Below are 21,118 nucleotides of genomic sequence, written 5' to 3'. Positions count from 1 at the left end.
ACGCATCCAAATTAAAGTTAAATAGCAGGGGTTAACCTGCTGTAGAGACATGAATAACCGCGAGTCTTCTGCAACCCTTCTAAATTTGGCTGACCCGGTGACTTTACGCTTTGTTTGTCATAAATAAACCGATGCTCTAGAAGTTCTTGTATCGGCGATTACATTCCAACTTAACACTGACGATTGCTTTAGGCATAAGTCCGAAAAAACAATCGCGATCGCGGACGATTTTTTACAATCGGAATATTGATTAAAAATCACTTATCATAAAAATAATTTTATTTAACCAATCTAATTAAATAAATTATCGCAAACCAAACTTCAACGTAACTAGGGAAATTTTTCCTAAAAAAGTGAAATGTTCTTGTTGATGAATGCTCGCAATGCTTAAGGAAACAGAATCAGCTTCTTCTTTGGAACAGCCATTAACCGTCTTACTCGTTGACGATCAAGCTCTGGTCGGTGTAGCAATACGTCGGATGCTTGCCACTGAAGAAGATATCATTTTTCACTATTGTAGTGAGCCGACTCAAGCAATTCAAATGGCGACAGAAGTTGCTCCAACAGTCATTTTACAAGATTTAGTAATGCCCGAAATTAATGGGTTGCTGTTGGTGCGTTTTTTTCGGGCTAATGCCGCAACGCGAGATGTCCCGATTATTGTGCTTTCAGCGAAAGAAGACCCAGCAGTCAAAGCGGAAGCCTTTGCTCTGGATGTGAATGACTACTTGATAAAGCTGCCAGACAAAATTGAGCTAATCGCTCGTATCCGCTATCACTCCAAAGCTTATATTAACTTTATCAAACAGGCTCGGTTGCACGCCCAAGTAGAAGCACAAGTCGAAATGCTCAGCGAGAAATCTCGACAACTGACTGAAGCCTTAACACAACTGCAAAATACTCAAGCTCGGCTCATTCAATCTGAAAAAATGGCGAGTTTAGGTCAACTGGTTGCCGGTGTTGTTCACGCCATCAACAACCCAGTTAATTTCATCTACGGCAACCTCACTTACTTAGATGAATATACTCAAGCTTTATTGGATTTGTTGGTAGTTTATCAGCAAGAATATCCTCAGCCGTCTTTAAGGATTCAGGAACAGGCAGAAGAAATCGATCTAAATTTTCTAATTGAAGACTTGCCCAGAATGTTGTCTTCCATGAAAGTAGGCGCTGACAGAATTTGTCAGATTGTTTCGAGTTTGCGTAACTTCTCGCGCTTAGATGAATCAGCGATGAAGCCGGTCAATATTCATGAAGGAATTGAGAGTACTTTATTAATATTGCAGCATCGACTGAAAGCCAAGACAGAACATTCGGGAATTCAGATCCTCAAAGAGTATGGAAATTTACCCCCGGTAGAGTGTTATGCCGGACAACTCAATCAGGTGTTTTTGAACATTCTCAGCAATGCGATTGATGCCTTGAATGATTATGACAAAGAGCGATCGCCTGATGAAATCCGAAACCATCCCAGCCGGATCGTCATCCAAACCTCAATTGTCAGCACTCAGGGTTCGGCGGTCAGCGAACACACAACTGACAATCAAAAAAATAATCAACAGGACGCACACGGCACAACGGTGCCCCTAGTTGCTGATAAAGTAGCGATTCGGATTATCGATAATGGGCCGGGTATCGGTTCCGAAGTAAAGTCACGCATTTTTAATTCTTTTTTCACCACTAAAAATGTGGAAAGAGAAACAGGGCTGGGATTAGCCATCAGCTATCAAATTGTCGTTGAGAAGCACGGTGGCAGCTTGCAATGCTTCTCAGAGCCAGGAAAAGGAACAGAATTCGCAATCCAAATTCCCATTCAGCAGCCTGCTCATCAATCTACCTTGCTGGAGTAGCCTTTCAACAACTCAACCGACGAAACCCCAACGTGACCGGCTTTTGAGCGCGAGTAGCACGAGTGGCAATCTCACAAAAATTTGCAACGGCTCAAAGGCGTAAACGCTAAAGTTGAAAAACATCCCAGTTAATCTATCTGCTTTTGGAGTAGTTCTACTCTATGACTACTGCTTCTGCTTCTTCTCAGACTGGCAACTTCTGGAGCTTTGACTGGAGCTTTGACTCCCCAGCTCCTCAACCGACACAAGATGCCGATCTCCTCAGAACCCTGAACTTTGTTCCTGGGCTAAAGGAAATCCTGATGCTGCGTCAGGTTCATGCCTTAGAACACGCCACGGTTTGGGTCTTGAGCGACACCTGTAACTCCCCGAACGCCAGGGGTGCATCAACCTCCAGGCAACTAGATAACAACACTCTAGGAGGTCTTTCCACCGACCAAGGATTTTACCTCTACGGTCAAGTCAACAGCGCTGATTTGCATCGTGCTGTTCGCACTGCCCTCCGGCGCATTACCCGTGGAGAATGGAACCTCGCCGTGCATCCGCGTTGCGGCACGAATTTGTCAGTCGGGATGCTTGTCACCGCCGGACTCGCCTTGGGTATCCATCTCGTCCTGCCTCGTGGCCCCATCGAGCAACTTTTGGGTTTAGGCATCGCTACCACCGCTGCTGCCCAATTAACGCCCGATCTGGGCGGTCTTGCCCAACAATACATTACAACCTCCATTCCCTTTAATTTGGCGATAGAAGACATTTCGGCAACGCCTGACATCTGGGGTCGTCCCGCTCACTTCGTCCGACTGCGTTGGATCGAACAGTAATAAAACTTAAAGACTGGGAGGCTCAGCAGCTCCCGATCGAGTAGTACGCTGTACCTTAATGACGTAAGGGAAAAAACACTTATGGTTCAACGTGGTTCAAAAGTTCAGATTCTCCGCAAAGAATCTTTCTGGTTTCAGGATACTGGGACTGTTGCTTCCATAGACCAGAGCGGCATCAAATACCCAGTGATTGTCCGTTTCAATAATGTCAACTACGCTGGCGTTAATACCAACAACTTTGCCATGAACGAAGTGGTAGAGGTTGAAGCACCCAAGGCAGCAGGGAAGAAACCCACTACTGCCGCTTCCGGTGGCAAACAAACCACCATCGACGAGCGGACTCGCAGAACAGGTCAGGGCAACCGAGTTCTTGATGGGAAGGCCAGCGCTGCACCAGAGTCTGGAGAAGGTAGCTCAGTTGTACAAGGCTCTCCCAATCAGGGAACTGACTCACGTTAAGTTGTGCCAGAACTGCCTGAAGTTGAAACAGTTCGCCGGGGTCTAAATAAATTGACCCTGAATCAGGAAATATGGGGTGGCGATGTGTTGCTTGAACGCACAATTGCCCACCCCCTTTCCTCTGTAGATTTTTTGGCTGGGCTTGCCGGTTCAGTTATTACTCAGTGGCACCGGCGTGGTAAATACCTGCTGGCAGAACTCTCCTCATCTGCCTGGTTGGGCGTTCACCTGCGAATGACGGGTCAGCTGCTATGGCTTGACTCGCAGGAATCACTCCAGAAACATACGCGAGTGCGGCTGTTCTTTACCAGTGAGAAGACCAGTGAGAAGGAGTTGCGCTTTGTTGACCAGCGAACCTTTGGCAAGATGTGGTGGGTACCGCCAGGAACACCGCCAGAAAGCATCATCACTGGTTTACAGGTTTTAGGCCCCGATCCCTTTTCCACAGCGTTTTCCGTGGAGTACCTGGCGCTGGCACTGCAAAATCGCCGCCGTCCCATCAAAACCGCTCTGCTAGATCAATCTCTGGTGGCTGGAGTCGGCAATATCTATGCTGATGAAGCGTTGTTTCTCAGTGGTGTACCACCCAAAACCCTTTGTGCCGATCTAAAATTAGCGCAAATTGAGCGTTTGAGAGGGGCAATTATTCAAGTGTTGCAAGCCAGTATTGAGGCTGGGGGAACGACTTTTAGTAACTTTCTCAACGTGCAGGGCGTTAACGGCAACTATGGCGGGGTCGCCTGGGTTTATAACCGCACGGGTGTCCCCTGTCGAGTTTGTAGCACACCGATTGAGCGCATTAGATTAGCCGGACGCTCCGCGCATTTTTGCCCCCAGTGTCAACGCTAGAATGTCAGCCCTATAAAATGCAGATGGGCAGGGGTGCCGAGGGGAGGGAGTTATCAATTCGCGATTGGCGATTAGACAATTGACTTCAGGTTTAGGGCTGCTTCGTTGAGGTTTTGGGTGCCCGCTTTGGTTTGCCCGATTCCATTCGCTGTTTCTTTTGCTCCCTGGTTGAGGACGTTCATGGCATCAACGACTTGTTGAATCGCGATCGCTTGTTGTTGGGCACTCAAGGCAATTTGTTGGCTGTTTGTAACTACATGGTTGATGGCGTTCGTCATCCCCGTGAAGGCATCCGCAGTTTGATGAGAGAACTGTACCCCGGCTTCCACCGTCTTCGTGCCCTCCGCTGTCACTTTTACGGTTGAATTAATCGCGCGTTGGATGTCAACGACGAGGGTGTTGATTTCTTGCGCTGACTTCTTGCTTTGATCGGCGAGTTTCCGAATTTCCCCCGCCACCACCGCAAATCCCTTGCCATGTTCTCCAGCCCGAACCGCCTCTACAGCAGCATTCAGCGCTAGCATATTTGTCTGGTTCGCGAGATCGCTTACCAAGTTTGTAATGTTGCTAATTTGATGAGTTTGTTCGTTCAATTGCAGAATTTGAGCTGCGATCGCTTCTACCTTCTCGCTGAGCGTCGCCATCCCTCCCAGAGTTTGCTGCACGGCTTCGGTTCCCCCTTCTGCTAACATCAGAGCCTGACGCGCCCCCGCAGAGGCTGCTGCGGCTTGTTGCGCTGATTGCTGAGAAGAAGTCCCCAACTCATCCATCGTTGTCGTGGTTTGATTCACCGAACTGGCTTGAGAGACAGCGATGCGTTCTTGCTGTTCAACGGTGCTAGCGATCGCTCTGGAAGAGTGCGCGATCGCATCGACGATCTCATTAATCTGCTGGCTGATGCGCGAAGCGATTAACGAACCAATTCCCAAAGCAAATATTGCGGATAATCCGGCACCGAGCCAAACTACAATCGTGAGCCAGTACATCGCAGTATCTTGTTGTTTAGCTTGTGCCGCTAACTGATAATTTGCTTGTTTAAGCATATCCTCACGCCAGTCATTAATTCCCAGCATTCGTATAGACTTCGTTAACTCAACAGCCTCGGCAATCTTACCGCTATCGAGCAAGTTGAATATCTTTCTAGACGCCTCATCAATTTCCTGACCCGCCTCAATAATTTTAGTCAAATTTTCTCGTTGCTGAGGGTCTTGAATCTCTCCCTCTAAAAATCTAGATGCTTCTCGAAATAACTTAATTCCTTCTTCGTAGGTTTTCTCATAGCTTTTCTCCTTGGGGAAAACCACATGACCTCTGGTATTCCGTACCATTACGGATATTCCAAGAATCATTTCATCTATTTGTATAATATTGTTTTGTATGGATTTGACCGCTTCCGCAACTTTTGCGACTTTGTGAATGTTGTAATGCACCACTCCAGCCACGCCCATTGCCAATAAAATTGGAACAGAATATCCTAGCAAAATGCGGGACTTCAGTTTTAATGGCTTATTCACCGAGTTACTCCTTTCCTGGCGACTGGCTGCTAATTGCCTGTTTGAGTGTTATTGATTACTGAGATAATCCAAGATAACTTGGTTCAGTTTAAAATAAAATAATTAGTTGTAAAAACTTTTAATCTTGTAAACTACATGTACTTCTATATTTAGTATTAGTATATTTATTAAGTTAGCTCATTTTATTTCGATTAGTGCAAAAATTTTCAATGATTTACGAAACTAGCTTCGGGGTGTTATTGAACCATAAGCCGCAAAGAGCAAATAGACGTCCGCGTTCGTGAACTGGCTTTGAAAGAGCGAGCGTTTAGACGATGTTTGAAAAGTATCAAAAGTTGATATTATCTGTTTATCTCGCCTTGGAAAGGGGATAATTCAGCTCAAATTCCTTCTTTTCAAGGGGGATCTCCACCATCTAAGTGTCTCAATTAGGACTTTTTCAGGCATCCTCTAAGTAAATTTGCTTTCAGATGATTTTCCCGCCCTCATAGAAACTAAAATAGTGATGAACTAGACACAAGGGCAGAACAAAAATATGGCAGTCAAAAGTGGCGATTTGGTTCGTGCTGTGCGAGAAAAATTAGAAAACAGTGTGGAAGCGCAAGCTAGCGACTCGCGCTTCCCTTCCTACATATTTGAAACCAAGGGTGAAGTTGTACAATTGCGGGGTGACTACGCACTCGTCAAATTTGGTCAGGTGCCAGCACCAAATGTCTGGTTACGTGCCGATCAGCTAGAACCCTTTAAGTAAACTCAACGGGTAGCTGCAACCTTGTAGGGAGACGAACCTCTAAGTAAGGTTTTAGCTTAGGGAGAGCCGACTTCCGTGGGCGGGTTGAAAATGTCCCTGTTGACAGATGACGTGCTGTACAGGCAGTTATCACCCGCCCTTACCCTCAACGCTAACAATTCGCTAATGATTGCAATAGAGCGGTTTTCTAAGAGCAACACCGCTTCGCTACCGCGTCCACCAACTTTCAATGAGCGAGAAAAACCCTTCAGTAAATTCTCGTTCCGGAGACGCTGAAGTTTTTTGATCGTCCGAATTTTTACGGATTTCAGTAAAGCTCCAGAGGGCTATGATGTACCGCATACTAGGCTCTATTCTGAATCGTTTATTTAAGCACTTTTAGTAGCCGATTATCGGGAGAAAGGAGATTGGTTCAGCTTGCTTTTTTCTGGCTTTTGACCTAAGTTTTTAGCCGAAAATTAATACAATTTTCGGCTAAAAATACCTTAAATTATTAAACCATATATGGTATTTCCACAATGAATTATTTAAATAAAAACTTTCGTATTGCTGGGAAGTTATTTTCAATTTTTGTTACAGTATTCTGCCTAGTTTTGATAAGTAGCAAAGTAAACTTACCTGGTTCAGTCTCTGCACAAGACTCAAAAGTTTACTATGTATCGCCCTCTGGCGCAGATTCTAATTCAGGAACTTTGTCTAAACCCTTTCAAAATATTCAAAAGTGTGCCAGTGTAGCGACGGCTGGATATACCTGTTTGATTCAAGGCGGGATTTATCGAGAAACTGTTATCCCCGCTAATTCTGGAACTGCGGGAAAACCCATTATTTTTAAAGCTTATCAAAACGAACAAGTAACAATTAGCGGTGCAGATCCGATCTCTAATTGGACTCTGCACAATCACCCCAGCGGAAAAGTCTACAAAGCAACAATGAACGGGGATTTAGGTGAAGGGAATAACCAGGTTTTTGTAAATGATGAAATGATGGTCGAGGCTAGATGGCCTAATATTAACAAAAACCCAGCACAAATTACCAGTAAAGACAAAGCGATCGCTGATGGTGGTTCAATTAGCAACCCAAATGCTGCTGACAATTCACGAGTCAGCGGCACAATTTTAGATGAAGCTTTAAGTGACTTTCCTACTAGTTTTTGGAATAACGCCAAAGTCAATCACGTTCCTGGTCCAAATTGGGCACCCCATACCAGCACGATTACCAGTCACACCCCTAAAACTATTAATTTTAGCGACTATCAATATTATGCAAACTCTCTAGGCTATGCTCCAAAAGCGGGTAATTACTACTATATTTGGGGTAAATATGAAGCTTTGGATGCACCAAAAGAATGGTTTAGAGATGCTTCGGGAAATTTATATCTATGGACGATAGACGGAAGCAATCCTGCAAGCAACCGTGTAGAAGTCAAAAAAAGGCAATGGGCATTTGAGATTAATAATAAATCTAATATAAGCATAGAAAATATCAATATTTTCGCGGCAGGCATCCACTCAAATAATAGTTCAAATATTTTAATTAATAAAGTCAAGCTTTTGTATGGTTCTAATTTCGCAGTGATTCCCCATCTTTGGTATGACCAAGGAGCACCAGCTATTTTATTGGGAGGAAATAATAACGAAGTAAAAAATAGCGAAATTAGGTATGCGGCAGGAGCGGGAATTAGAATTGAAGGCAATTCGAGTAAAATTACTAATTCTATTATCCACGATACAAATTACTCCGGCACTAGCAGCGCCATCCATATTAAAGGCGCAGTCAATGCAATTATGTACAACACCTTATTTGATTTAGGAACTCCGGGCGCGATCAATATCAATGAATTGACGCAGGGCAAGGTGATGTACAACGAAGCATTTAATATGGGGCGGCAAAATAGCGACGGAGGTACGGTGCAGGCATGGGGACATGATGGCAAAGGGACTGAGATTGCCTATAATAAAATTCACGATAGTCAAGCAGAATACAACCCCAGTTTGCATTATTTTGGCAGCATGGGAATTTATTTAGACGGCAACAGTTCTAACTATGTAGTGCATCACAATGTTCTGTGGAATATTCCCAAGCATGGGATTGCGATTAACAGTCACGGCACTCCCTGTCTAAATACAAATAGGCAAGTGTATAACAACACTGTAGATGGAGAGATTTGGTGGGAACCGTCTCGATCTAATATGAAAGGCACTATCCTCAAAAATAATATTGCTAAAGAATTTAAAGATACCCAGTCCGCAGGGGGGATGACAGTGGAAAACAATATTGTCATGGAAAAAGATGCGGCGGGTCAAATCACTGTTCCCGATGTACAGTTTGTCAATAGAAGCAACCACGACTATCAACTCACTGCTACTTCTCCGGCTGTAGATAAAGGTGCGCTCGCTTCTCCTTACACCAATGGGTTTGTCGGTAAGCAACCAGACATTGGCGCTTTTGAATACAATAAAAAACCGTGGACAGCTGGTGCCGCGATCGCTCAAGAAGATTTGTCTCTGAAATAACATTCTCCGCACTGATAGGGCGGATATTCTTCGTTCAACGATTCGGCTTGCCAATCTCCCGTTCGCGAAGCGGCGCGTCAGCGCGAGCATTCGGAGCTAAAATCCCTCGGAACCTCAACCCCCAGCCCCTCGACCTCCACGGAGAGGGAAGAATAGAATATTGAACCCATCCACGAAGAGCGGGGAGGGGCAGGGGTAGGGTTAGGTCGTACTCCTTGTCCAGTCTTCTCCACCAAGAACCCCCTCGATCCTCTCAGACTAAGGGGAACAAGGGGGTTACTGCTAATTACTTGTATCGTCTCGTTCAGGATCTGTTGAGAAAACCCTGAATTTGTTTCAGAGCATACGGAAGAATATTAAACCCTGCCCAGCCTGCTGCTGCGATAATTGGCAGCAAAACGATTAACACGCGCCAGTCAAACTCCATTGAAGTTTCCTCTCTTATTGCTTAAAGATTTTTGAACAATTCTCATATTTTATTTTTAGGCATAGGGGGACAGTTTGATACATCCCTTGACTTATCCGGACTCCCTAACTTTCCCAGACATCAATGGGGCGTCGTAAATCCCAGATCCGTCCCCTTGCCTGCATGAACCAAAGCTAGCTTCTCGTAGCGCCTTGCGTGTTCGATCAGTTCTGCCGTCTCAACCTCAGAAAGTTCGCGCACCCGCTTGGCAGGCATCCCCACCATCAGCGACAAAGGGGGCACGTCCTTCGTCACCACACAACCAGCACCGATAAGACTCCCAGCACCTACGCGCACCCCATCTAGCACCACTGCGCCAATGCCAATCAGGCAACCGCGTTCAATATGAGCCGAATGAATCACAGCGCGATGCCCGATGGTTACATGATCTTCCACAATGGTTGGCTTGCCGGGATCGCCGTGCAAAATCGCCCCATCCTGAATATTCGTCCGTTCTCCAATTTCAATGCGTTCTACATCTCCTCGCACCACAGCCCCGAACCAGATGCTGACCCCCGCACCAATCTTTACCCAACCCATGACAACGGCATTCGGAGCGACAAAGGCAGCTAAGGAGAGATCGGGGCTAGGCCAATAGGAATTATCGGCACCGAAGGACGGGTTTAAATTACTCACACGATGCGCTCAGTGACTCTACAAAATAACCACACTCTTTATGCTGAGGGCGAAGCTTCACCTACACAGATATAATAAAGCCACTGGCACCGTTGGACAGATACATAGAATGCCGATACACACTCCATGATGAATCCAGGCTTACAGTACCCGATCTTTGGGCCGGAGATTCACTGCCCCCATTGCCGCCAAACGATTCCGGCCTTGACGCTGACGGATACTTATCTGTGTCCGCGTCATGGTGCCTTTGAGGCAGATCCGAAGACTGGTGAACTGATTCATTTACAGTCTGGGCGTCACTGGCGTCGGTGGAGTGATGAATGGTACCGGCAGCACACCCATCCGGATGGGATTCGGTTTGAGATTCACGAAGCCCTAGACCGGCTGTATACTCAAGGCTACCGAGCGACGCGAGTCATTATTGCCAGTCGTTATCGGGAGTTAATTAGTGCTTATCTGGAACGCAGCACCCCGTGGCGGGGGCAGTCAGATCCGCCGAAACCCAGGCTGTACGGATTGCCGGTAGAATTTAGCCCGGAACCGGAAGAAGAACCCTGCTGGGAAGTGATTAATTTCGATTTGGAAAAAGAACCGGGTATCCCTGTGAGATATCCTTATTTTCGGTTGTTTGAATAATTTCGTTCGTGATTAGTCATTTGTGATTAGTCATTGGTCATTTGTGATTAGTTATTGTCAATTGGGTAAAGACTGGCAGACGATCGCGAAGGACTAAACACTAAGGGCTAAAGACTGATCGCAAAGGACAAAAATCATGCATCATGTTTCGATCCGCACCGCAAATATTCATCGTGCGATCGCTTTCTACGAACATCTGGGATTTACTGTCTGCGAACGCTTCACCGCCGGGATCACGCTTGCCTGCTGGATGGAGGGTAGTCTCGGACGCATTGAATTAATCCAGATTCCGCAACCGAAACCCGCCCCTGACGCTTTTGGAGATGAGCATTACGTCGGGTACTACCATTTGTCTTTTGATATCACCGATACCGCATCTGATTTGCCGAGTTGGTTAAATTCTTTAAAAGAACGCTTTGATGAGGCAGCACAGACTTCTCCAGAGCAGTTTTTTTCCCTGAAGGTACTTTTAGAGCCAACGCAGCAAATGATCGGCTCAAGCGTCTACGAAGTCGCTTTCATTGCCGATACCGACGGCTTACCCCTGGAATTTATTCGCGTTTTGAGCAGCAGCGGCTCGGCAAATTAAGTGTTATTAATTGGGGAAATGATGTTGTAGGGTAGCCCCTGCAACATCATTTTTTGATTTCGCAATGTCCTGACGCGCAGATGCGATCGCTTATACACCTTGCAATCGCAGATTTTCTGAATCTCAGTCTTAGAGAGGAGGAGTATTCCTTCAAATTATGCCAAAAGTAACAGATTTCTTCACCATACAATGATTAACTTAAAAATCCTCAATGCCCCCCTATCGCATTGCTTTTTTTGAAAAATTTATGTTTTATTAGAGGGTTGGATTTATTAAATAATCTGGCAGTAAAGGACAATTTTTAATGATAATTACAGCCCCGCTCCCTAGTATTGTCTCCTCTGGCTTACTGCACTGGATAATACAGCCGCAGTTAGCCTTGCACATTCCAGATGGCTTCTTGAGCTTGCCCGTTAGCCTCGTGACATGGGTACTCGCCATCGGACTGATTGCACTCGCCCTCAATCGAGTGCAGGCTGACTACCAGGAACGGGCAGTCCCGCTGATGGGTGTGTGTGGAGCCTTTATTTTTGCCGCCCAAATGATTAATTTCCCGATTCCAGGGGGCACCTCCGGGCACCTGCTGGGTGGGACGCTCGCGGGAGTTTTACTTGGCCCGTGGGCAGGATCGCTCGTCATGGTGGCAGTCTTCATCGTCCAGGCAGTCTTGTTTCAAGATGGTGGACTGACTGTGCTAGGAGCCAACATCACCAATATGGGTCTCATTGGCACCTTTGCGGGTTACTACCTCTACAAAACAATTCGGTTTGCCTTAGGACGGGATAACTGGCGGGGAATGTTAGTGGGTACGGCAATTGCAGCTTGGGCAAGCGTGTTTATTGCCTCAATTTTGACAGCAGTACAACTAGCTTTGTCCGGAACAGTGCCCTTTGGGGTAGCCGTAGGGGCAATGGCATTTTGGCACGTCCTAATCGGCATTGGAGAATCACTGATCACCGTCGTAGCAGTGAGTTATGTATGGCGATCGCGTCCCGATCTGTTGTTCGATCCACCCCGCCGAGCTGTTTCCACTGCATCTCGTTCGTTGTCACAGCGTTAAGCACTGCGTGCATCTAGTTATATAGGGAAGGGATTAAACGTTTATGAGTAGCAACCTCTCGCGGGAACGCAACCGGGCTTTTGTCATCACTGGATTGGGTGTTGCCCTGCTGATTGCAATTTTTTTGTCTCCATTCGCTAGCTCAGATCCAGACGGATTAGACCGAGTTTCTCAGGATCTAAAGTTTGAGGATAAAGCAGCCGAAGAAGCACCCGCCCAAAAATTACCCTTTTACGCTGTTTTTGAAGAATATGCCCTCAGAGGCGTACCAGAAGGACTCGCCACACCCTTAGCCGGTTTGATTGGAACCTTAACAACATTTGGTTTGGCTTGGGGGATTGGGAAGTTGGTGGTTCGCAATTCTGTTTCATCTTCCTCAGACTATGAAGTCCCCTCGTCCTCAGATAATCCAGATGGCCCCCTGGATAGATAAGAACTAAAGCGTAAAGCGAATGCTGCTGCACATTATTGCCGTTCAACTAGATGCCGATAGCGATCGCAAAACTCCCTGGCACTCATTAGCACCCCGGACTCGAATCCTGTGTACGCTACTGCTTGTATTTGCGATCGCCCTGACGCCAAACGGACGCTGGTGGACTTGGGCAATCTATGGGTTAGGCGTGCTAGGCGTTGTTCTCCTGAGTCGAGTCACTTGGAGCATCCTGCTGAAGCGAATCGCCGTTGAGTTTGCTTTTATTGGCGTTGTACTGCTGGGCACTTTGTTTCGGGATGGCGGCGAGGTGCTGTGGTCTTGGGGAGTGCTACGGATTACCACCGTCGGGCTGATGGTTTTGGGTAGCGTGACCCTCAAGGCGTTACTCTCACTGATGATGCTAAATGTGCTGACTTTAACTACTTCAGTTGCAGCGCTACTGAATGGATTAGTCGCCTTGCGAACCCCACCGCTGTTGGTGGCGATTCTGGCATCCATGTATCGCTACATTAGCGTCCTGATTGGGGAAGTTAACGCCATGCGTCGGGCAGCAGCCTCTCGCAACTTGATGGGCAGTAACCACTGGCAACGCCAGGTGATTGGCAACATGATGGGAACGCTATTTATCCGTACCTATGAGCGGGGGGAGCGGGTTTATCAGGCAATGCTGTCGCGGGGTTATCAAGGACTACCGCCTGTCGAGAAGGTGCCGTCGGGCGGACGCCGCGACATTGTGGCTTTAACCTTAACCGTAATTTTGGCCCTGCTGGGACAAGTGGTTTATTTATTCTAAAAATTTTTAATTTTTAATTTTTGCTATGCACCATAATCCAATATTTATCGAAAATCTTAGCTATATCTACCCTGATGGAACTCATGCACTCAGGGGAATTAATTTATCGATTAAAGCAACTGAACGGGTGGCATTAATCGGAGCCAATGGTTCGGGGAAATCTACTTTGCAATTACATCTGAATGGAATTCTCTTACCCGAAGCGGGAGAAATCATCATTGGAGAATGGCCTGTCAGAAAGGAGAATTTGCAAAAAATTCGGAATTTTGTGGGGCTGGTATTTCAGAATCCAGATAATCAGTTATTTATGCCCACAGTTTGGGAAGATGTTGCCTTTGGTCCGATGAATCAAGGCTTGCGAGACAAGGAACTTACCGCACGAGTGCTTCAGGCGATGGCAGCGGTGGATATCGATCCAGAACGCTATGGACAGCGGAATACAGATAATTTATCTGGAGGCGAAAAGAAGCGGATTGCGATCGCAGGCGTGCTGGCAATGAACCCCCAAGTGTTGGTATTTGACGAACCCTCGGCTCAGCTAGATCCCCGTTCTCGTCGCCAGTTGATCGAGTTGTTAAAAAGCTTGCCGCTGACGCAACTGATTGCCACCCACGACTTAGATTTAGCCTTGGAGTTATGCGATCGCACGGTAGTCTTGAGTCAGGGTCAGGTCGTCTACGATGGTGCAACTGAGCAGGTGATGAGCGATCCTGACTTCTTAGTTCAGCACTCTCTAGAGTCGCCCCTCTGCTACAGTCGCCCTTACTGCCAGCTTGAAGATGCGCCGGTTAAAAAGCGCGTTCTTGTTTGAAATTTAATACTTTTCGGTGAATTACCGATAGTTCCCCACTGCATTCAAACGAGATATTGCTATAGATTTGAAATCTTCCCACCACTATAGCCAATTCCCCACTAGCACGTAGGGTGCCCAGTAACGGGGATGCTGGTATCGCGGATTCTGCAACAGAGACATCTGGGCAAACCGGAGTGCTTCCGCTTTCGTCTCCTTGGTATTGGTTAACTCTTGATAAAACTGACTCATCAGAAGGGCGCTACTCTCATCGTCCAGCGACCATAGAGACGCGAGGGTACTCCGCGCCCCAGCGCGTACCGCAACCCCAGCCAGTCCTAAAGCCGCCCGTTTGTCCCCGGTAGCGGTTTGGCAAGCACTGAGGACGAGTAATTCGATCGCAGTTGGTCGGTTCGTATCTCTAATTCGGAGTAAATTATCCAACTGAGTGACATTAATCCGATTATCCCAAGTTAGAATAAATGTCTCCTCAGCTTTAGAACTGAATTGACCGTGAGTGGCAAGATGTACGACTGGAAAGGAAACCGCATTCATTTCTTTTTGGAAAGCGGTACTGGTAAATTCCTGATTGAGCAGTACCGTAGTGGGCACTACAGATTTAATCTGATTTAATTCCAGGGTTACATTGTTGAGCGCAGCAAAGCCTTGGCGAGATTCAGTGATTCCGGCAGTTAAAGCTTTGATTTTTCCCCGTTCTAAAGATTTGGAACCCAGTAACTGCAAGCCTGGAGTTAATGCAACGCCATACTTTTGGACCAGGTATTGTTGACCGTCGTAGAGTGCAGCCATCGGGATATTTCGCAAGGAACCATCGAGGACAAATACCAAAGTTTTAATGTTGCTCGCGAGATCCTGGGATGCAGGTAAAATCAGCCAATCATAGACTTGCTTGGATAAAGCTTGAGTTTCTTTCAGCGTGTAAGGTTTAGTCAGTTGCTTTCGCAAGTCTCCGACAATTCTTTCTACTTCACTCTGGTTGATATCAGTTTTGTAGTGGCGTAGCGGTTGTTGAGGTAACTTGAGAATGACTTCTAATCGGTCTGCCAAAATAATCGGATAGATGACTGCGGCGGTCGGATCGTCTTTATCGATGACTTGGTCGATTTGGACTGTTTTGCCTTGCAAACAAGCGGTGCGAAAGAAATTATCGAGTTCAGCAAGTTGCAGCGATTCAATCGTGTTACGGGCTAGTTTGAGATTGTCTTGACTCGGCTTTGAAGTTTCCTCTGTTTGCAATAGCAATTCGACAAGTTGCCGATAGATAGGCTCAACTTCTTCTCGAAAAGAAAACTGAACGTCAGGATTAATGGTAACTAAATCGCTGCGGAGAGATTGGAGAATATTCACCGCTTCCGTGTAAGCAGCGATCGCATCTTTGGTTTTTCCCTGCGCTTTCAATAAGCGTCCTAATTGCCATTGCCAGCGATAGGAAATATCTGAGGCGTTAATTGATTGGGCAAGAAGTAACGCTTGCCGAGTCAAGTCTTGGGCATTCTGCAATTGCTGAGTTTGTTCGTATAGTCCACCCAGATGTCCTAGGGCATAAGCTTCTGCCCGGATATCTTGGATACTTTTAGCTTGTTGAACCGCATTTGCCAACACCTGACCGATTTCTGTCCAGGAGGAAGTATTTGCCGTGTCAGCTTGTTTGAGTCGCGTCAAACTTTGGGCAAAATTAATCTTGGCATAAACTGCTGTTCGACTGGGGGGGAAACTCGCAATTTCCGCTTGCATTTGGGAACCTAAAGCCTTGGCAGCGCTCAATTGCTTCGTTTCCACCAACAAACTCAACTGATTGAGTTTGGCTTGGTTGCGGGTCATTGGGGAAGGGGCGGTTGATTCAGCTTGTTGATAAAACTTTAAAGCCGCTTCCGTATCCTGTTGCGATCGCGCGGTATTTCCTAAACCCAGGAACGCTGCACTGATATCTGGGGGAGACTTGAGTTGCTGGGCGACATCCAAACTTTGCTGCAAAACCTGCCGGGACTTCTCTAAATCGCCAACGACGCGGAGGGTGTTACCGAAAGAACTCAGAGCGATCGCTTTCATCGGATTGGGTTGATTCGCCAGCGTCTCCTCTACCTGAGTTAACGCCTTCGCCGCTTGACGATAACGCCCTAAAGATTGCAGCGCTAAGCTTTGGTTAATTAAGCTACCTGTAATTCCCGCCTTATCGCCTGCTTGCGTATAAATAGCCGCCGCTTGTTCCCAAGTCGTTAAAGCTTGTTCCGCTTGTCCGAGTGCCAATTGCAGCTGCCCTTGGATGTTGAAAGCTTGGGCGAGAACGGGCAAGTGGTCTTTGTTGGGATTTCTCGCTTCTAATAGTTTCAGACTGTTTGCGATCGCTTCCGTTGCCTCTGTCCACTGTCCGAGTTGTTGGTAAGCTAACGACAGGAAGCTCAACGTAGAAGCTTGATTGAGGATATCTCCTTGCGTTTGAAAAGTTTTTGCCGCTTGTTGCCAAATCCTTACCGCCTCAACAAACTGCCCAGTTTCATAAAATTCTCGTCCCTGTTGTACTTGAGTTGGATTGGTTCGTTCGGTAACGTCTAATGCAATGCTTCTCGAATCGGGGAAACCTAATCCCCTAACCCCCTTCCCTACAAGGGATGGGGGAATCGCTCTTTGTCCCTCTCCTACTAGGAGAGGGGTTGGGGGAGAGGTATCCAACAGCAGCGAATGAGAGTGTACCTTTTGACCCCAGAAAAGCAAAAGGGTCAACGTTAATCCGAAAAGCCCGTATTTTAGAAAAGATTGTACTGCACGGAAAAGTACAGACCGTTTTCTTGCCATGTTCTTTCCCTCGAAGAGAGATTCACTAAAGGAATTCCCCAGTCCAAGCGGGCGCTGAAGCGTGGTGATTGCCGCCACTGCAATCCTAACCCAACCGATAAAAGTCTATTGGGTTCAGGATCTTCTCTGCCCGAACTGTTCCAGGCGGTGCCAAAATCGACGAACGGAATGATTTGGAGAACACCCTGCACTTGGGGGACGCGCAGCACCGGGTACTGAAGTTCTGCACTTAGCAAGACGCCGTTATCCGTCAGCAGAGCATCCTGACGATAACCCCGAATGCTTTCTAAGCCGCCTAAACCAAATTGTTCTAAAGGGACTAGCGTTCTATCTGCTAGTTGCACGTTGCCACGCACCAATAGCAACGTTTCTGGCGCGAGGAGACGTACCCACTGGGCTTGCCCTTGCCATGAATAAAAGCGACTATCGGGACCAGATTCGTTGAGAGTGGCATCAAAGGCACCGAGTCCGATATTAAATTGCGATCGCAAGGCAATGACTTGGCGAGTCCCGGTTTGCGTCCATTCCTGAAACAATCGCAAGGCGGATATCCGGGTGCGTCCCTCGTCATCAGCGCCCGCCGACAGGGGAAACGGAATCTCTAGCAAAGAAGTTTCGCTTTCCCGTCGAGATGCTGTTAAACCGACGGTGAATTGTTGGGTAGGGGTTTGAACAATTGGCTGGCGCAGCGTCAATTCATAGTAGCGCGAGGCGGCATAAATATCGAGGCGGTCGAAGGGTGGCTCGATGACATCGCTGGATGTAGTGCCGTAGCTGACGCTGAGCGTGCCATTGTAAGGATTAATCGGCAGTGTGTAGGAAGTATCGAAGCTATCGCTACCATCTGTATTGCTGTAGGCAAGGCTTAAACCATCTCCCAAACCGAATAAATTCGCTTCATTCACTTGCAAGCGGCGTCGGAAGCTGCCCACGCTAGGAGAACGACCGTTATCGATGCCGATTTGGGTGCTAAAGGTCTTCGCCTCTGTTATCCGAACCTCCAGCAAACTGAATCCCGGACGGGTTCCAGCAGAGAGTTCCGCGGATAAATTGGCAATCAGCGGATTGAGTTGCAGCAGTTGTAATGCTTCTAAGAGACGCTCTCGATTGAGCGGCTTTGAGGTGGCGACAGCCAAACGCGATCGCACGTAGTTGGAATTTAACCGTCGCGTGCCGCTAATTTTAATGTCTTCTAAGCCGCCTTCGACGACCTGAATGGTGACGACGCCTCCCTGAATCGTTTGGTTGGCGGGAATCAGGGCACCTGACGTAATATACCCTTGGTTGACGTAAAACTCGGTGACAGCAGTTCGAGCTTGCAGCAGTTCGGCAAAAGAAATTGGTCGATTGGTAAACGGCTTGGTAATTTCCGCTAGCTTTTCGGAACTGAAAGCTGTATTGCCGATGAATTCAAACTTTTCCACCGTAATGTTGCCAGGAACCGTCTCCCCCGGTGTCTCCTCGTCTGGGGAAGGCTGGGTGGGGGACTGGAGTAAGTCTTCTGGCGGCGGTAGTGGCGCAGGCGTTTCCGGGGACGGAAGCGGCGAAGGGGAGGGAGGTAGCGGTTGAATGATGTCTTGTGGCGGAGGGAGTTGAGGAACTTGAGCCGAGTCAATCGTTTCCGGAAGCGATTGCGCTGCTTGCGCCGTCAAGCAGATACTCAGTATGGCTAAACTTAGCCGAAGCAACAATAAGCGATCGCCCCCAGAAAAATTACGGCACATAGCACTTAGCGGTTGTTAGCCCGGAATGAAGAGAGGAGTACGGAACAGCAGCGGTGAGAACGACTTCGCCTCGATCGTTTTTCACCCAACCTCTTGCTTCTACTGGCTCTTTTGTCAAGTTTGACTGTATGGCAACATCTTTTCGGGAGTGAGTGGAAGCTGGTGCAACCTGACGCCAATCTGTCCAAACGGCGCTGCTGCTTCGGGTTTCGCTGGGATTGTCTGGCAACCCTCCACTTCCCGTCACGGTGAAAGAACTCGCGACGTTGCTGCCACTCGCCGGACAAGTTTGCGCCACCAATCCAGAAGCATCAACTAACTCTGCTGGTAAAGTTGCTAACCCGCGACTGGGATCGACATCCAGGGTATTAATTTGTACCGTGCCATCGATCCCAAATTCCGAACTTGCCGTGATGTCACTTTGGGAGGTTGGGCGCGATCGCAACTGGCTACCAAAGATACTAGAAGTGGTGATGTTGATAGTCCCTCCTCGACCTTGGAAGGCATTGGCGGTAATATCGCTATTTTCAGCCGGGACAGCGACGATGAATTTAGCATTGATGTCCAGATTCCCGCCATCTCCACCTGCTTGTGCAGTGCCTGCGGTAGTGGAAAGGTTACTATTGCGGCGCAGCAACAATAAGTCTTGCACTCGCAATCGAATATTCCCGCCGTCACCGGATACAGTTTGGGCGTTGAGGGTTGCCCCATTGTCTAGCAGGATAGAGCCAGAGTCAATTTCGAGTTCCCCAGCTTTTCCTAACCCTTGACTGCCCACAGAGATTTGTCCCCGATCCCAAACCGTTAACAACTGAGTTTTAACGGTCAGAGTTCCCCCATCTCCGGTCGAAAATGCCGGAAGATTACTGCTATCGGAGGGGGAACCATCTCCGTCTCGGATGACATCGGCAGGGTTGCCGGTTCCAGCAAACAATCTGCTGCGAAGCTTTCCATTTCCTGAAGTCCCCATCAGTTCTACCAACTCAGAGGCATTCACCTCCACATTTCCCCCGAAACCTGCCCCAAAAGTGGCCGCAGAGACTTCTGCCCCATTTCGGATCGTCAATTTCCGAGTGGTAATCGTTAAGTTTCCAGCTTTCCCATTGCCTCTAGAAGTTTGAACCGACAATCCACTGGGACGGCGATCGCTCGGTGCGGTGCCACTCAGTTCCACCCGATCGGTGGCATAGACGTTGATACTTCCTCCCTGCCCCGTTCCGGAACCACTCGCTGATATCCGCGCCCCATCCCGAACTAGCAATTGCCGGGTCGTAATTGTCACGTTTCCCGCATCTCCCCCTGCATCTTTAACATCACTGGCGAGTTTGCTGGGTTTTTGACCATCCGCTGAGGTGCCGATCAGTTCTACCGAATCAGAGACATTGATGTCGATAATCCCTCCTTTCCCCTTGCCGGTGGTTGTTGCAGAGACCTGAGAACCCCCTTGAATGGTTAGCCGCACAGCTTGGATAAAGATTCCTTGCCCATTTCGATTCCCCAACGTATTTGCAGAAACTTTTGACTCATCGCTAAATGTCACCTGTCTGCCGGAAAGCTGGATCGCCCCGCTACCTTGACTGCTGACATCAATCGCTGCTTGATTCGTGAGGGATATATCTGCTTGGACGACGCTATCTAGAAATTTCAAGCGCCAACGATTGCCTTCGACATTCAGCTTTACGGTTCCTGGTTCTGCGACTCCTGCCAACTCGACTCGACCACTCCGCGCTTGTAAAAGCCCGCCCTTCCAACTCACATCACCGCCTAATAACAACAAAGTCTGATTTTCCGAGACTTTCAGGGTGCTAGCAGAACCCACGATTGGTTTAGGCAGTTGTGAAGAGATAAACCCGCTAGGGTCGCCAACCATCGTCAGTAAGCTACTCGATCCCCCTGGATTGGTGGCGCTAAACTGACTACCATCCGCCCATACCAAAGCATCCAGCGTGGTGGCAACAAAAGAGCCTCTGGTGGCACTACCGACATTGAGTTGAGCCTTTGGCCCGAAGTGAATGCCACTGGGATTGATCAAGAAGAAGTTGACCGGCTGATCGGTAAAAATTGAGCCGTTAATCAAGGAGGGAGAACCCCCTGTAACACGGGACAGAATATTCTGGATATTGGCGGCGCTGCTAAAACCCGCTACCTCGCCTGCGTTGAGGCTAAATTTTCCAAAGCTGTGGAACAGATTACTGCCGACGGTTTGACCCGCTGATTGAGGAATAACGTAATTGGGACCCGTTAAGGTTTTTGCGGAGCCGAGGCTGCCATCAAGGGTGATATTTTGGGCGATCGCGCGATCGCTCCCAGCGGCGATCGTACCCAGCGCGATCGCGCTTCTTATCCAACAAGGGTGGCAATGCAGCGATCGAAGCACTCTGCGAATTAACACGCTTGGCTAGCATTACCTTGACGGTAAG

Annotated in this window: 18 protein-coding genes; 12 read left to right on the top strand and 6 right to left on the bottom strand. The window is 47.9% G+C overall.

Annotated features, from left to right (window positions below):
- Positions 1 to 383: 383 nt before the first annotated feature.
- The 4 genes from NDA03_RS07700 (at position 384) to NDA03_RS07685 (ending at position 3,979) form a co-directional block, all read left to right on the top strand.
- Positions 384 to 1,850: an ATP-binding protein gene (locus tag NDA03_RS07700; RefSeq protein WP_348237737.1), complete on the top strand. Its 1,467-nt coding sequence runs from the start codon at positions 384 to 386 to the stop codon at positions 1,848 to 1,850.
- A 161-nt stretch (positions 1,851 to 2,011) separates the two neighbouring features.
- Positions 2,012 to 2,671 (top strand): DUF6391 domain-containing protein, encoded by a 660-nt coding sequence (locus NDA03_RS07695; RefSeq protein ID WP_190534507.1) that lies wholly within the window; start codon positions 2,012 to 2,014, stop codon positions 2,669 to 2,671.
- An 81-nt stretch (positions 2,672 to 2,752) separates the two neighbouring features.
- Positions 2,753 to 3,130, top strand: coding sequence for a photosystem I reaction center subunit IV (locus tag NDA03_RS07690; protein ID WP_190411026.1), 378 nt, complete (start codon positions 2,753 to 2,755; stop codon positions 3,128 to 3,130).
- A 3-nt stretch (positions 3,131 to 3,133) separates the two neighbouring features.
- Positions 3,134 to 3,979, top strand: a complete 846-nt coding sequence (locus NDA03_RS07685; protein WP_190428651.1) for a DNA-formamidopyrimidine glycosylase — start codon at positions 3,134 to 3,136, stop codon at positions 3,977 to 3,979.
- Positions 3,980 to 4,050: 71 nt separating this feature from the next.
- Here the strand turns inward: NDA03_RS07685 and NDA03_RS07680 are convergent, their stop codons facing one another.
- Positions 4,051 to 5,493: a methyl-accepting chemotaxis protein gene (locus NDA03_RS07680; RefSeq protein WP_348237736.1), complete on the bottom strand. Its 1,443-nt coding sequence runs from the start codon at positions 5,491 to 5,493 to the stop codon at positions 4,051 to 4,053.
- Positions 5,494 to 6,028: 535 nt separating this feature from the next.
- Between NDA03_RS07680 and NDA03_RS07675 the strand changes: the two genes are divergently transcribed.
- Positions 6,029 to 6,244 carry an NAD(P)H-quinone oxidoreductase subunit O gene (locus NDA03_RS07675; RefSeq protein ID WP_190411028.1) on the top strand — a complete coding sequence of 72 codons (216 nt, stop codon included), beginning with the start codon at positions 6,029 to 6,031 and terminating at the stop codon, positions 6,242 to 6,244.
- A gap of 692 nt (positions 6,245 to 6,936) precedes the next feature.
- The gene (locus NDA03_RS07670) at positions 6,937 to 8,757 is read left to right on the top strand and encodes a right-handed parallel beta-helix repeat-containing protein (RefSeq protein WP_348237735.1); all 1,821 of its coding nucleotides are present in this window, start codon (positions 6,937 to 6,939) and stop codon (positions 8,755 to 8,757) included.
- A gap of 304 nt (positions 8,758 to 9,061) precedes the next feature.
- Here the strand turns inward: NDA03_RS07670 and NDA03_RS07665 are convergent, their stop codons facing one another.
- The gene (locus NDA03_RS07665; protein ID WP_190411030.1) at positions 9,062 to 9,184 is read right to left on the bottom strand and encodes a photosystem II protein Y; all 123 of its coding nucleotides are present in this window, start codon (positions 9,182 to 9,184) and stop codon (positions 9,062 to 9,064) included.
- Between the two features lie 120 nt (positions 9,185 to 9,304).
- Complete coding sequence (locus tag NDA03_RS07660; RefSeq protein WP_348237734.1) at positions 9,305 to 9,859, bottom strand: gamma carbonic anhydrase family protein; 555 nt, start codon at positions 9,857 to 9,859, stop codon at positions 9,305 to 9,307.
- 126 nt (positions 9,860 to 9,985) lie between these two features.
- Between NDA03_RS07660 and NDA03_RS07655 the strand changes: the two genes are divergently transcribed.
- From NDA03_RS07655 to NDA03_RS07630, 6 genes are all read left to right on the top strand, one after another.
- Positions 9,986 to 10,495: a TIGR02652 family protein gene (locus tag NDA03_RS07655; RefSeq protein WP_190411032.1), complete on the top strand. Its 510-nt coding sequence runs from the start codon at positions 9,986 to 9,988 to the stop codon at positions 10,493 to 10,495.
- A 136-nt stretch (positions 10,496 to 10,631) separates the two neighbouring features.
- Positions 10,632 to 11,084, top strand: a complete 453-nt coding sequence (locus tag NDA03_RS07650) for a VOC family protein (RefSeq protein WP_348237733.1) — start codon at positions 10,632 to 10,634, stop codon at positions 11,082 to 11,084.
- A gap of 304 nt (positions 11,085 to 11,388) precedes the next feature.
- The gene (locus tag NDA03_RS07645; RefSeq protein ID WP_190434947.1) at positions 11,389 to 12,144 is read left to right on the top strand and encodes an energy-coupling factor ABC transporter permease; all 756 of its coding nucleotides are present in this window, start codon (positions 11,389 to 11,391) and stop codon (positions 12,142 to 12,144) included.
- Positions 12,145 to 12,187: 43 nt separating this feature from the next.
- The gene (locus tag NDA03_RS07640) at positions 12,188 to 12,577 is read left to right on the top strand and encodes a PDGLE domain-containing protein (protein ID WP_190529767.1); all 390 of its coding nucleotides are present in this window, start codon (positions 12,188 to 12,190) and stop codon (positions 12,575 to 12,577) included.
- 19 nt (positions 12,578 to 12,596) lie between these two features.
- On the top strand, positions 12,597 to 13,370 hold the full coding sequence (cbiQ, locus tag NDA03_RS07635; protein WP_190529765.1) for a cobalt ECF transporter T component CbiQ: 774 nt from the start codon (positions 12,597 to 12,599) through the stop codon (positions 13,368 to 13,370).
- A gap of 25 nt (positions 13,371 to 13,395) precedes the next feature.
- Entirely contained in the window at positions 13,396 to 14,181 is a 786-nt protein-coding gene (locus NDA03_RS07630) for an ATP-binding cassette domain-containing protein (protein WP_190434952.1), read from the top strand.
- A gap of 84 nt (positions 14,182 to 14,265) precedes the next feature.
- Here NDA03_RS07630 and NDA03_RS07625 read toward each other — a convergent pair whose 3' ends face one another.
- From NDA03_RS07625 to NDA03_RS07615, 3 genes are read right to left on the bottom strand one after another with little or no spacing between them, the layout of a single operon-like run.
- Positions 14,266 to 16,974, bottom strand: coding sequence for a CHAT domain-containing protein (locus NDA03_RS07625; RefSeq protein WP_348237732.1), 2,709 nt, complete (start codon positions 16,972 to 16,974; stop codon positions 14,266 to 14,268).
- Positions 16,926 to 18,698, bottom strand: coding sequence for a ShlB/FhaC/HecB family hemolysin secretion/activation protein (locus tag NDA03_RS07620; protein WP_348237731.1), 1,773 nt, complete (start codon positions 18,696 to 18,698; stop codon positions 16,926 to 16,928). The genes NDA03_RS07625 and NDA03_RS07620 overlap by 49 nt, the downstream gene beginning before the upstream one ends.
- Positions 18,688 to 21,090 (bottom strand): filamentous hemagglutinin N-terminal domain-containing protein, encoded by a 2,403-nt coding sequence (locus tag NDA03_RS07615; RefSeq protein WP_348237730.1) that lies wholly within the window; start codon positions 21,088 to 21,090, stop codon positions 18,688 to 18,690. Before NDA03_RS07615 ends, NDA03_RS07620 begins: the two co-directional genes overlap by 11 nt.
- Positions 21,091 to 21,118: the final 28 nt, after the last annotated feature.

The sequence above is a fragment of the Trichocoleus sp. Lan genome (assembly GCF_039961855.1).
Lineage (GTDB): Bacteria > Cyanobacteriota > Cyanobacteriia > Cyanobacteriales > FACHB-T130 > FACHB-T130.
Note: the sequence above shows the minus strand (reverse complement) of the source record. Positions and strands in the feature narration are given on the sequence as shown.

Coding starts and splice junctions, on each gene's coding strand:
- NDA03_RS07650 (WP_348237733.1), top strand. CDS start 10,632: ATGCATCATGTTTCGATCCGCACCGCAAATATTCATCGTGCGATCGCT.
- NDA03_RS07675 (WP_190411028.1), top strand. CDS start 6,029: ATGGCAGTCAAAAGTGGCGATTTGGTTCGTGCTGTGCGAGAAAAATTA.
- NDA03_RS07695 (WP_190534507.1), top strand. CDS start 2,012: ATGACTACTGCTTCTGCTTCTTCTCAGACTGGCAACTTCTGGAGCTTT.
- NDA03_RS07625 (WP_348237732.1), bottom strand. CDS start 16,974: ATGGCAAGAAAACGGTCTGTACTTTTCCGTGCAGTACAATCTTTTCTA.
- NDA03_RS07665 (WP_190411030.1), bottom strand. CDS start 9,184: ATGGAGTTTGACTGGCGCGTGTTAATCGTTTTGCTGCCAATTATCGCA.
- NDA03_RS07630 (WP_190434952.1), top strand. CDS start 13,396: ATGCACCATAATCCAATATTTATCGAAAATCTTAGCTATATCTACCCT.
- cbiQ (WP_190529765.1), top strand. CDS start 12,597: ATGCTGCTGCACATTATTGCCGTTCAACTAGATGCCGATAGCGATCGC.
- NDA03_RS07700 (WP_348237737.1), top strand. CDS start 384: ATGCTTAAGGAAACAGAATCAGCTTCTTCTTTGGAACAGCCATTAACC.
- NDA03_RS07640 (WP_190529767.1), top strand. CDS start 12,188: ATGAGTAGCAACCTCTCGCGGGAACGCAACCGGGCTTTTGTCATCACT.
- NDA03_RS07620 (WP_348237731.1), bottom strand. CDS start 18,698: ATGTGCCGTAATTTTTCTGGGGGCGATCGCTTATTGTTGCTTCGGCTA.
- NDA03_RS07690 (WP_190411026.1), top strand. CDS start 2,753: ATGGTTCAACGTGGTTCAAAAGTTCAGATTCTCCGCAAAGAATCTTTC.
- NDA03_RS07655 (WP_190411032.1), top strand. CDS start 9,986: ATGATGAATCCAGGCTTACAGTACCCGATCTTTGGGCCGGAGATTCAC.
- NDA03_RS07645 (WP_190434947.1), top strand. CDS start 11,389: ATGATAATTACAGCCCCGCTCCCTAGTATTGTCTCCTCTGGCTTACTG.